At 38.8% G+C, this 12,468-nt stretch carries 11 protein-coding genes; 8 read left to right on the top strand and 3 right to left on the bottom strand.

Features of this window, described 5'->3' with window-relative positions; all coding sequences use genetic code 11:
- Positions 1–96: 96 nt before the first annotated feature.
- Both LDL79_RS14840 and LDL79_RS14835 read right to left on the bottom strand, forming a co-directional pair.
- Entirely contained in the window at positions 97–1,908 is a 1,812-nt protein-coding gene (locus LDL79_RS14840) for a tetratricopeptide repeat-containing sensor histidine kinase (RefSeq protein WP_225598276.1), read from the bottom strand.
- Positions 1,909–2,125: 217 nt separating this feature from the next.
- A complete protein-coding gene (locus LDL79_RS14835; protein WP_225598275.1) occupies positions 2,126–3,139 on the bottom strand; it encodes a quinone-dependent dihydroorotate dehydrogenase in 1,014 nt (337 codons plus the stop codon).
- Between the two features lie 174 nt (positions 3,140–3,313).
- On the opposite strand from LDL79_RS14835, the gene pepT reads away from it, so the two are divergent.
- Together pepT and LDL79_RS14825 are read left to right on the top strand one after the other, a co-directional pair.
- Positions 3,314–4,549, top strand: coding sequence for a peptidase T (pepT, locus tag LDL79_RS14830; RefSeq protein ID WP_225598274.1), 1,236 nt, complete (start codon positions 3,314–3,316; stop codon positions 4,547–4,549).
- Positions 4,550–4,623: 74 nt separating this feature from the next.
- Complete coding sequence (locus LDL79_RS14825; protein ID WP_167597255.1) at positions 4,624–5,127, top strand: FKBP-type peptidyl-prolyl cis-trans isomerase; 504 nt, start codon at positions 4,624–4,626, stop codon at positions 5,125–5,127.
- 107 nt (positions 5,128–5,234) lie between these two features.
- On the opposite strand, the gene rocD is transcribed toward LDL79_RS14825, so the two are convergent.
- The gene (gene rocD, locus LDL79_RS14820) at positions 5,235–6,479 is read right to left on the bottom strand and encodes an ornithine--oxo-acid transaminase (RefSeq protein ID WP_225598273.1); all 1,245 of its coding nucleotides are present in this window, start codon (positions 6,477–6,479) and stop codon (positions 5,235–5,237) included.
- Positions 6,480–6,738: 259 nt separating this feature from the next.
- On the opposite strand from rocD, the gene rlmD reads away from it, so the two are divergent.
- The 6 genes from rlmD (at position 6,739) to LDL79_RS14790 (ending at position 12,440) form a co-directional block, all read left to right on the top strand.
- A complete protein-coding gene (gene rlmD, locus LDL79_RS14815) occupies positions 6,739–8,151 on the top strand; it encodes a 23S rRNA (uracil(1939)-C(5))-methyltransferase RlmD (RefSeq protein ID WP_225598272.1) in 1,413 nt (470 codons plus the stop codon).
- A 5-nt stretch (positions 8,152–8,156) separates the two neighbouring features.
- Positions 8,157–8,654: a DUF6452 family protein gene (locus LDL79_RS14810; RefSeq protein WP_072979260.1), complete on the top strand. Its 498-nt coding sequence runs from the start codon at positions 8,157–8,159 to the stop codon at positions 8,652–8,654.
- Positions 8,623–9,363 (top strand): DUF6048 family protein, encoded by a 741-nt coding sequence (locus LDL79_RS14805; RefSeq protein ID WP_225598271.1) that lies wholly within the window; start codon positions 8,623–8,625, stop codon positions 9,361–9,363. Before LDL79_RS14810 ends, LDL79_RS14805 begins: the two co-directional genes overlap by 32 nt.
- A 78-nt stretch (positions 9,364–9,441) precedes the next feature.
- The gene (locus LDL79_RS14800) at positions 9,442–10,362 is read left to right on the top strand and encodes a CPBP family intramembrane glutamic endopeptidase (RefSeq protein ID WP_225598270.1); all 921 of its coding nucleotides are present in this window, start codon (positions 9,442–9,444) and stop codon (positions 10,360–10,362) included.
- Between the two features lie 28 nt (positions 10,363–10,390).
- Positions 10,391–11,197 (top strand): TrmH family RNA methyltransferase, encoded by an 807-nt coding sequence (locus tag LDL79_RS14795; protein ID WP_225598269.1) that lies wholly within the window; start codon positions 10,391–10,393, stop codon positions 11,195–11,197.
- A 10-nt stretch (positions 11,198–11,207) separates the two neighbouring features.
- A complete protein-coding gene (locus tag LDL79_RS14790; protein WP_225598268.1) occupies positions 11,208–12,440 on the top strand; it encodes a M48 family metallopeptidase in 1,233 nt (410 codons plus the stop codon).
- Positions 12,441–12,468 lie beyond the last annotated feature (28 nt).

Here is a 12,468-nt window from a genome sequence, read left to right as displayed (position 1 = left end):
CCGGTTAATGCGCATTTGGTTTAGGATTTCCCTTATGATTTCCGCTAATGGAAAAATTTATCTATAAAGATTATCAAGATCTTTTATTCAGATCGCCTATTTTATGATCGGGAGTTTTAAAGTAAACGTAGAACCATTGTCAGGTTGGCTTGTAGCAACGATCTCTCCTCCTATTTGATGAGCAATTTCCTGGCATAAAATAAGACCAATACCATTACCCGCTTCATCGTTTGTACCTTTTATCGAAAACCGTTCTTTTTTAATCAATACTTTGTCTAGGTCAGTTTTAGACATTCCCACACCGGTATCAGAAATAGAAAGTTCGTAAACTTCTGCTGTGCGGTTTGCACTAAAAGTTATTTTGCCGTTTGCAGGTGTAAACTTGATCGCATTGCTAAGCAAATTTCTCATAATCACGATGACTACTTGACGATCTGTAAAAATGATATCTTCTTTAGGTATTAAACAGTCAATTTTAAGATTCTTACGCTCTATAAATACCTCCTCAGCTTCAACAACTTCGCTTACTACTTTATGCGGGTGCACTTCAGAGATTATAAATTTATAACCATTCATTTGTGATTTCGCCCACAGTAAAACGCTATCAATTAAGTAATAAAGATTAGATGTTTGTTTCTTTAGCTCTTCAGACAAGGCTTCAATTTCTTCAGAAGTAAAGTTTTTATAATTGTTATGCAGCAAATTAATACTGCTCAACACCGCCGCCACAGGACTCTTCACATCGTGCGCAACTATTGAGAATAAGTTATTTTTCTGATGGTTGATGGCGGTTAGGTTTTTATTACTAGTATTTAAAACCTGCTGTTCTTTTTTAAGAATGCGATTAGCACTCTTTTTATAGCTATACATTCGGTAAAGGATAAATAGCAGCAAGAACAGTAATACAATTAAAACAGAAATACCAATGATCGCATAGCGCTGGTGTTTGATCTGTAGCGCCTGCATTTCAGCATCGCTACGTAGCAATTCATTTTCTAACTGTTGTTCTTCAATACCAAATTGAATCTTGAGATTTTGAAGAATATTAGATTGTTCTCTGTTGTGGATCTCATCATTGAGTTTAATGTACTTTTGAGCATATGCTAATGCTTCAGCAGTATTATTATTGGCTTCGTGCAATTTCTGCCGAGCCTCATAATAGGCTAGAATAACATACTGATCTTTTAAATCAAGAACTTGCTGCTCAATAGCCAAAAGCTCGTTAGCAGCCTCATCTAATCTACCTTGGGCCGTATAACTCTGCGCGATATACGATTTTGCCAAACATTGAAACTGCACCGGAAAATTGGAAGACTGCAATGCCAAATTTAAATTAGCGATCGCTTCATCATACGAACCCAAAAAATAGCGAGCGGTTCCTAAGTTAAAATAGGCAACCCCCGCGATTCTAGGATCTCCTCCTCCTTTTATGAGGTTCAGGGCTTTTTTTGAATAGTAAACGGCACTATCTAGAACTCGTTTTTCCCTAAATACACCACTTAGATTTACAATGTACTTTATGTACTGATTTCTACTATTTACAGAATCTACATAATCCAATGCCTGCCTGAAGTTCTTTTCAGAAGATTCATAATCTCGTAGATAAAACTCAAGAACTCCAAGATTTCCATAGCTTTCACTCAGGCCTAAACTGTCGTTTTTAGCTTTATAAAGCGGAAGTGCCTTTTGAAATTCCAAGATAGCATCGGGGTATTTTGAAGTGACTATATAATAGGTTCCCATTCTATTATAAGCTTTTGCGATACCACGCTGGTAGTTGTTGAGTTGGGCGAGTTCTAAAGCCTTATCAATGTAGCGCTTGGCACTATCGGGTTGATAATACAAATACTCATATGCAATGCGCTCATTAAAATCACTGCGAATCGTATCGTTCGCTGCTTTTTTCAACTCTTGCTTTAAAGAGTCTATTTGGGGAGTTTGACTATAAAGATTTAAAGTAGCCACAATAGTCAACAATACAAACCAATTGATGGTTTGCGTGATTATTAGGGGCTTCTTAAACTTTAGGTTCACTAAATTGGTATATTTAAGTTGTATGTTTTTGAACGCAAAAAAGCGATTTTGACACTTAGGTTCTGAAAACCCGTAAATGTATTAAAGCTTTTTAACTCTGCTTTATAATTTCTTCATTAATACGCTTGATTAATGAGGGCCCTTCATAGATAAATCCGGTATACAACTGGATCAAACTCGCGCCTGCCTCTAATTTCTCTAGTGCATCCTGTGGGCTGTGGATACCTCCTACTCCAATGATAGGAAAAGCACCCAGACTTTTTTGATGTAAAAACCTAATGACTTCTGTAGAACGATCGCGCAAAGGACTTCCACTTAAACCACCTACTTCTTCTTTATTTGAAGATTGAAGTCCGTCGCGACTAATCGTGGTATTGGTTGCAATAACGCCGGCGATCTTAGTGTCTTGAACAATTTCGATGATATCATTCAATTGTTCATCGGTGAGATCCGGTGCGATTTTAAGTAAAATAGGTTTTTGAGATCTGGTTTTGTTGAGCTCTTGAAGGCCCGCTAGTAATTTGGTAAGCGGTTCTTTATCTTGCAAGGCTCTTAAATTGGGGGTATTTGGCGAACTTACGTTAACTACAAAATAATCTACATAATCGTAAAGGGCTTCAAAGCAGATTTTATAGTCGTTAAACGCCTCCTCATTAGGGGTAACTTTGTTTTTCCCAATGTTCCCTCCAATAAGTACATTTTTATTTTTTTTGAGGCGCGAAACCGCTGCTGCCACTCCGCCATTATTAAACCCCATTCGATTTATAATGGCCTTATCTTCTTTTAAACGGAATAAACGTTTTTTAGGATTTCCGGATTGTGGCTTTGGCGTGAGCGTGCCTATTTCAATAAAACCAAACCCAAAATCTGAAAGTTCTTGATACAACTTGGCATCTTTATCAAAACCTGCAGCAAGCCCCACCGGATTTTTAAATTTCAGTCCAAAAACCTCACGCTCTAAAGCTTTATGCTCAATATTAAAAACAGGCTTCACTAATCGCGTTAACCCCGTTTGTTTCATCAACTTAATGCTTTTAAAGCTAAAGTGATGCACACCTTCTGGATCAAAATTAAAAAGCAGTGGGCGTATAATTGATTTATACATAAAGGTCAGTTTTTTAGAGTCGTGCAAAAATAGGTTTATGTGATGCAACTCAAAAAGAAAATCAGGTCTTAATAGAAGGAATTAAATATTTTATAAAATTGATTCTCTGTATTTTATTTTTTGATCATAACAGTACCTTTACACCCTAAAAACCATCTCGTTTAAAATTTGCCTATGATCCAAAAAGACCTCTTAATCAAGCGTTTTATCAGCTATGTAACCATAGATACTCAAAGTGATGAAAACAGTTCTAGCACGCCCAGCACCCAAAAACAATGGGACCTTGCAAACAAACTACATCAAGAGCTTCTTGCAATGGGGCTTGATGATGTGAGCATTGATCAGAACGGGTATATTATGGCTACGCTACCCGCCACGGTTGCAAAACCCTTTCCTACTATCGGTTTCATTGCACATTATGACACTACGCCAGATTTTAGCGGTACCAATGTGAATCCGCAAATCATTGAGAATTACAATGGAAAAGATATTGTTTTAAATGAAGCATTAGATATCATTTTATCTCCTGATGACTTTGACGATCTCCTAGAGTATAAAGGTCAAACTATAATTACAACTGACGGAACAACCCTGCTTGGCGCGGATGATAAAGCCGGTATTACCGAAATTATGGAAGCAGTGCAATACCTAAAAAATCATCCTGAAATTGAACACGGGCCCATACGTATTGGCTTTACACCTGATGAAGAAATTGGCCGTGGCGCGCATAAATTTGATGTTGAAAAATTTGGCGCCGAATGGGCATACACAATGGATGGAAGTCAAATTGGCGAACTCGAGTTTGAAAATTTTAATGCTGCAGGTGTCAAGGTTTTTGTAAAAGGAAAAAGCGTACATCCGGGTTATGCTAAAGGCAAAATGATCAACAGTATTCACATCGCTCAGGACTTTATCAGTTCGTTGCCGCGCTTAGAAACTCCAGAGCATACTTCAGGGCGTGAAGGTTTTTTTCATCTAAATGGAATTCACGGAGATGTTGAGGAAACTGTTCTTGAATACATCTTAAGAGATCACGATAAAGAGCATTTTGAAGCACGTAAAGAGGTGCTTAATAATCTTGCTGCAGAAATCAATAGTCAGTATGGTTTAGAACTTATTTCTATTGAGATTAAAGATCAGTATTTTAATATGCGGGAGAAAATTGAGCCGGTGATGCATATTGTTGAACTTGCAGAAAAAGCGATGCACGCCGTTGATGTCGAACCTATAATCAAACCCATTAGAGGCGGAACCGACGGATCACAACTTTCTTTTATGGGCTTACCTTGTCCTAACATTTTTGCCGGCGGACATAATTTCCACGGAAGGTTTGAATATGTACCTGTAGAAAGTATGATCAAAGCGACCGAGGTGATCATCAAGATCGCAGAATTGGCTGCCAAAAAATAATTGCCGCAACCGAAGCAACCATTTAAAATATCTTGCGTCTAGAATGTGTAACACAAAAAATCACATTTCATATTATGACGTTAACTAACACAACAACGTATTTTAAATTATTTGCAGCAAGTATTGGTTTAGCTACACTTATCTCTTGCGGGACAGATGATACCAATTACGAAACACCTATCACCGAAACAGACGAGGAAGCCTTTGAGCGCAATGAAGCTGAAATCTTAGCGTATATTGAAGCAAACGAATTAGAGGCAACACGTACAGACAGCGGTTTATATTATGTGATAGAAACTGAAGGAACCGGCGAAACACCATCAAGCAGTGCCAACGTCACAGTCACTTACAAGGGTTACTTTTTAAATGACTCTGTTTTTGACCAGGCTGTAAACCCAATCGAATTTAATTTAGCCAACGTAATTGCAGGATTTAGAGAAGGTATCAGTTTAATGAAAGAAGGCGGAACTGCAACACTATTAATGCCTGCAAAATTAGCTTACGGTGCATCTGGAGCAGGCCCAATACCTCCTAACACTGCACTTGTCTTTGACATCGAACTCATTGCAACAGAATAATGCTATTAGAATAGCATTAAAAAAGGAGCGCCAATTGCGCTCCTTTTTTTTATACTGCCCAAAGGTTTAAAACCTTGTGGTAGTTTATATATTGCACCATTTATAGCTTACTTTTCAAATGCCTTAAGTGTTTTAGTAATGATACTCACACAGTCTAAAAGTTGCTCTTCGTTCATTACTAAAGGTGGTGCAAAACGAATGATGTTTCCGTGAGTAGGTTTTGCCAGAAGTCCGTTTTCTTTCAAAGCCATACAAATATCCCAAGCCGTACTGCTATCTTCAGAATCATTGATTACAATCGCATTAAGCAATCCTTTACCACGCACTAAACTTACAATCGTACTCGTTTCAATATACTCGTTGAGTTTAGCTCTAAAAAGCTTCCCGAGTGCTTCGGCATTTTCTGCTAAATTTTCATCTTGAATAACCTGCAAGGCAGCCATTGCTACTGCCCCAGCAACAGGATTTCCTCCAAAGGTAGAACCGTGCTGTCCCGGCTTAATCACATTCATAACAGGATCATTGGCCAATACTGCTGAAACAGGATAAGCACCACCAGACAACGCTTTTCCTAAGATCAAAATATCTGGATTTACATTTTCATGATTAACAGCAAGCAACTGCCCCGTTCTCGCGATCCCCGTTTGAACTTCATCAGCTATAAAAAGTACATTGTGCTCTTCACACAAGGCTTTACATTTAGCCAAGTAGCCTTCATCAGGTACAAAAACCCCGGCTTCCCCCTGAATAGGTTCCACTAAAAATCCGGCGATATTTTTATTTTCAATCAACGCACGCTCTAAAGCATCCGCATCGTTGTATGCAATTTTTATAAAACCAGGAGTATACGGACCAAAATTTTTACGTGCATCTTCATCGTTAGAAAAAGAGATGATAGTTGTTGTTCTTCCGTGGAAATTATTTTCGCAAACAATGATCTGCGCGTCTTGCTCAGGAACGCCTTTTTCTTCATACGCCCATTTACGAGCGATTTTTATAGCAGTCTCTACTGCTTCGGCACCCGTATTCATAGGTAACAACTTGTCAAACCCAAAATATTCGGTGGCATACTTCTCGTAACGACCTAATACATCATTATGAAAAGCGCGAGAGGTCAGCGTGAGCACTTCGGCTTGTTTTGTCATTGCGCCTACAATGGCCGGGTGACAATGCCCTTGGTTAACTGCTGAATATGCTGATAAAAAATCATAATACTTTTTATCTTCTACATCCCACACGTAAACGCCTTCGCCACGTTTTAGCACCACAGGAAGCGGGTGATAATTGTGCGCGCCGTGCTTGTCCTCAAGAGCAATCGCCTCTTGTGAAGTAAGTTGATCTACAGTAGTCATTTTGTAAAAATTTTAAAGGTAATCTTTCAACGATTCCTGCTTTTGATGCACTCTTGAAAATTCATTTTTCATAGCATCGTATTAAGGAGAGAAATCATCCTTATTAAGAAATCGCAAATTACTAAAAATAAAGCAGAAAACTTAAGAATTAAGCTTCGGTGCAACCTGATAATCCATAAATATCCCGCCAAGCATTATTTCGCTAAAACATATTAAAAAGCGGTTCTGCAGATCGTCTTATTTATACTATTTTTGCCGCGTGTCAAGAAGAAAGAAATCCAGAAAAATATTCTCAAATGTGTTGGTTACAGATGCCGGCGCAAAAGGGAAATCTATTGCCAAAGCGCCAGACGGGCGTGTAATTTTTATTAGCAATGCGGTACCCGGTGATGTGGTAGATATTCAAACAATGAAGCAGCGCAAAGCCTACTATGAAGGCAAAGCGATAAAAATTCATGAATATTCTCCCAAGCGCACTGAGCCGGTTTGTAAACATTTTGGGACCTGCGGCGGTTGTAAATGGCAAAATATGCATTACGACTATCAGCTGGAATACAAGCAGCGTGAAGTGGTCAACAACCTGCAGCGTTTGGGCAAAATTGACTTGCCAGACATTACTCCCATTAGCGGTAGCAAAGACATCTACTTCTACAGAAATAAAATGGAATTTTCCTTTAGTGACAGCAAATGGCTTACACTGAAGCAAATTCAAAGCGATGAGATCATCGAAGATCGCAACGCGCTGGGCTTTCATATTCCGGGGATGTGGGATAAAATTCTGGACATCGATAAGTGTCATCTGCAACGCGATCCAAGCAATGCCATACGCAACAGCGTGAAAGAATTTGCTACAAAAAACAACATTCCGTTTTTTAATGCGCGCAATCAAGAAGGACTCCTGCGTACGCTTATGATTCGTACGAGCAGTACCGGTGAATTGATGGTTTTGGTTCAATTTTTTGAAGATGCCGAAGCTCAACGCAAACTGGTTCTTGAGTATTTAAAGGAAACCTTTCCTGAAATTACTTCGCTACTTTATGTGATCAACGAGAAAGGTAATGACACTATTTATGATCAAGATGTTATTTGCTACGCCGGAAGAGATCATATTTTTGAGGAGATGGAAGGACTTAAGTTTAAAATAAACGCCAAATCTTTTTATCAAACCAACTCTGAACAAGCGTACGAACTTTACAAAATTACCCGAGATTTTGCCGAATTGAAAGGCGATGAAACGGTTTTTGATCTTTACACAGGAACGGGTACTATTGCTCAATTTGTTGCCAAAAAGGCTAAAAAGGTGATCGGTGTAGAAGCCGTGCCTGATGCGATTATTGCTGCAAAAGAAAATGCGCAATTAAACGAAATAGAAAACGTTGAGTTCTATGTAGGTGATATGAAAAATGTATTCAACGACACATTTATTGCTCAGCACGGTCAGCCTGACGTCGTGATCACAGACCCACCTCGCGACGGAATGCACAAAGATGTGGTCGCTCAACTTATAAAAATTAAAGCAGATCGCATTGTTTATGTGAGCTGTAACAGTGCAACACAAGCCAGAGATCTTGCGTTGTTAGACCCATATTATAAAGTAGAACGCGTTCAACCGGTAGATATGTTTCCGCAGACACATCACGTAGAAAACGTAGTTTTACTTAAACTGAAATAAAGCTCATGCTTAAAAACGGGATTTTATTAGTTTTTATCATTGCGCTCATCGCAATTTCTTGCGAGCGCGATGATATCTGTGCAGCAAGCACACCTACCACACCGGTACTCACTATTGGCTTTCAAGATGCTGATAACACCACTGAAGATAAGGAGCTCAATATCACGATCTATAAAGTGGACAACTCAGACAGCTTGGCGTATACCAGCGCATCAACTGTAGAAATTCCTTTACGTACAGATACTACCGCAACCGTTTTGGTTTTTGTAAAAAACCCTAATAATCTTGTGGCTGCTGAAGATCCTAACAATGCCGATACAGTGACTTTTAAATACACACCGCAAGAAGAATTTATAAGCAGAGCTTGTGGCTACCGGGTGAGTTTTTCAAACCTTACTATTCAGAATAATCCGGGTTCAGACGGGCGCTGGATAGACGATATTATTATAAACACCAGAACTATAACTAATAATGACACTACTCAGGTATATATTCGTCATTAGTAGTTTACTGATGACCGGTTTTTCGCTTAGCGCGCAGGACGAACAAGGCATTACTCAAGAAAACATAACCGACTCAACAGCGGTTGACTCTCTTGCTTCTAAACCTAAAACCAATAAATACGGTTTACGTGTAGGTATTGACCTAAGTAAACCGCTAAGAACCATTCTGGATGATCGCTATCAAGGATTTGCTATTTTAGGGGATTTCAGAATAAAAGATCGCTATTATGTAGCTGCGGAATTAGGTACAGAAACCCGTGACTTTAATGAGCCCACGTATGATGCCCAGGTGCAGGGTAGTTATTTAAAAGGCGGAATAAATTACAACGCTTACAGCAATTGGGAAGGAATGTCTAACCTGATCTATGTGGGCTTACACGTAGGTTTTTCAACTTTTAATCAGGATTTAAACAACTATACCATTTACACCACCAATACCTTTTTTGAGCCTGATGTGCGCACTGATCCACGCAATTATTCTAACCTCAATTTAATTTGGGCAGAACTTCAAATGGGAATTCAGGTAGAGTTATTCAACAATTTGTATATGGGACTTAATGTACAATTAAAACGTATTTTATCTCAAAAAGCCCCTGACAATTTCACCAATCTTTATGCTCCGGGCTACAACAAAGTAACTTTTGATAATGTTTATGGCGCGGGCTATGGCTACACCATTTCCTATTTAATTCCTATTTTCAAAAAATAAATAATCAAGGAGTATACCTCAGATAAGTGGTATCTTTTGGCAGTATCAAAAAAACAGACTTTCACTAACACCGTCTGAATGGGATTACGTTCACGCATACGCATTATCAACACCTTCATCAAGAATCCGGATGACACCCTCTACGCTATTTCGGTTTGGGAAAAAGTAAAGTTTTTAGTTTCCGGTATCATCTATGACTTTGGTTTTGCCTTTCTGTTTTTGATTCTTATGAGTCTTATTGAACCCTTGACCAAGGGGTATGAAAACGTGCTCAATCAAGAATTGTACAGCTTTTGGATGTCTATCTTGTTGATCACCATTGTTCCGCCGGTTCTTGAAGAGTTCGTATTTAGATTTCCATTAAAATACAAACGCAATTACCTTTTGCGGCTCATCACTTACCTTTTTAAACTTGATACAGAAACCTTCTGGAAAAAGCACCTCCGCATCATCGTGTATGTATTTTCGGCGGCATTTGGTTTTGTTCATATGTCTAACTACAGTAATGTGGATATTTGGTTCTTTATTTTATCCCCCATTCTCGTTGGGGCGCAACTCTTTGCCGGAATTATTTTTAGTTTTTTCAGACTTAAACTTGGTTTCATTTGGGCGATATTGGGACATTTTAGTCATAATTTCATTTTAATTATGATGGCTTTTCTCTTTTATCACAATGTGATGATTCCGCTTGTTGATGATGACGCAGTTAAGATAGAAGCTGCCGGACTTGCTTTTGAGGTTGAAGAAACTTCAATTTTACATTTTGACACCACGCAACAAGGAAATTTACTATGCCTTGAAGCTCAAAATTATAGCTTGCAAAAGCTGGTTGACAGTTTGTACACTAGCGATACGCTAAAACTTAGAGATAACGAACTGATCAATTTACACCTGCTGAGCAAGCAAGATTCCGGTTATACTAAACTTAAATTTCTTGAAACTCTTCAAGAACATTATGTTTTTAAAAAAGTGGTTGACAGCACGCGTAATCAGAAATAAGCTGCCCCGGCTTTAGTATCTTTGCGTTATGATAAAAGAAATTAGCAGCACACAAAATCCTACGATAAAACACCTTGTAGCTTTACAAGAAAAATCGAGAATTCGCCGTAAAACCGGTGAATTTCTGATTGAAGGTGTCCGGGAGATCAATCTGGCTTTTGATGCGGGTTTTGAACTGACTCAAATTTTCCTTTGTCCCGAAATTGCTCAAACCGAAGCACTAGAAGAACTTCAGACTAAAATCTCGAGTACAACTGAGCAGATTGTCGTTACTGAAGAAGTTTATAAAAAAATCGCATACCGATCAGGAACCGAAGGAATTATTGCTTCCGCGAAAGCGAAAAAGAATGCGTTAAACGATCTTGATCTTCCTGAAAATCCGCTGATATTAATAGCCGAAGCTCCTGAAAAACCCGGAAATATCGGGGCGCTTTTACGTACTGCTGATGCGGCAGGAGTTGACGCTTTCATTTTAGCCAATCCCCGTACAGATCTGTACAACCCAAACATCATACGTTCTAGCGTAGGTGGTTTGTTTACGATTCCTGTGGCTACAGGCAGTACAGAAGAAGTTATTAATTTTCTGAAGCACCAAAACATTTCGATTTACACCGCAATTTTACAGGAAGCTATTTCTTACGAAAAGCAAGATTTCACCACCTCTTCTGCCCTAGTTGTGGGAACTGAAGCAGACGGCCTTTCTGAAGAATGGCGTAAAGCTGCAAAACAAAACATCATCATCCCGATGCAGGGCCGCCTCGACTCTATGAATGTTTCGGTGGCTGCAGCAATCCTTATTTTTGAAGCGCGCAGACAACGCGGTTTTACTCTTTAAATTTCCTCTAATGACACCCACGCTTGTTTTTTATATCATCATTGCATTTATAATCATAAGTTTTGTGATAGATCAAGTGCTCGATTGGCTTAACGCTAAGCATTTTGACGATCCTATTCCTCAGGAACTGGCAGATGTTTACGACACAGAAACCTACCGGAAATCTCAAGATTATAAAAAAGTAAACGCAAAATTTAGCACGCTTACTTCAAGTTTTATGCTTGTGATCACTTTGTTATTTTTTGCTCTTGACGGATTTGCTTTTATAGATCAAATTGCCAGAAGTATGAGTGATAACGAAATCATTGTGGGCCTGATTTTCTTCGGAATTATTATGCTTGGGTCTGATATTTTAACAACACCTTTTAGCTACTATAAGACGTTCATCATTGAAGAGCGTTTCGGTTTTAATAAATCTACACCAAAGCTTTTTCTAGCAGATAAACTCAAAGGTTGGCTGATGACCATAATCGTGGGAGGCGGTTTGCTCGCTCTGGTCATTTGGTTTTACCAAATAAGCGGAAGTCTATTTTGGGTGTATGCCTGGATTGTTTTTGCGGTTTTTGCGTTAGTGATGAATATGTTTTACGCCAAGTTGATCGTTCCTCTTTTTAATAAGCAAACTCCGCTTGAAGAGGGTTCGCTTCGGAATAAAATTGAGCAGTATGCAGCCACAGTTGGTTTTAAACTGAATAATATTTTTGTGATCGACGGCTCTAAACGCAGCACTAAAGCCAATGCCTACTTTTCAGGATTTGGTTCTGAAAAACGCATTACGCTATACGACACTTTGATCAATGATCTGGAGGAAGATGAGATCGTTGCTGTTTTGGCGCACGAGGTGGGACACTACAAGAAAAACCATATTATTGTAAACTTATTTGCTTCGGTAATTCTAACAGGATTTACCTTGTGGCTTTTAGGAATTTTCATCAGCAATAGCATTTTTTCTGAAGCTTTAGGTGTTGCTGAACCCAGTTTTCACATCGGTCTTATTGCATTTGGTATTCTTTACAGCCCAATAAGCGGAATCACCGATTTTTTAATGAGTATTCTCTCGCGCAAATTTGAATATCAAGCAGATAATTTTGCAAAAAATACATACGCCGGCGATCCATTGATCAGTTCGCTAAAAAAATTATCCCGCAACAGTTTGAGCAATTTAACGCCGCATCCGCTCTACGTAAAGCTACATTACTCGCACCCTACGCTCTTGCAGCGCTACCGTAACTTAAAAGGGTAAAATACACGCTTTTTATTTATTCAGATTA

The organism is Leeuwenhoekiella palythoae, from assembly GCF_020310025.1.
Classification (GTDB): domain Bacteria; phylum Bacteroidota; class Bacteroidia; order Flavobacteriales; family Flavobacteriaceae; genus Leeuwenhoekiella; species Leeuwenhoekiella palythoae.
The sequence above is the reverse complement of the archived record's forward strand: the minus strand, read 5'-3'. Positions and strand labels throughout refer to the sequence as shown.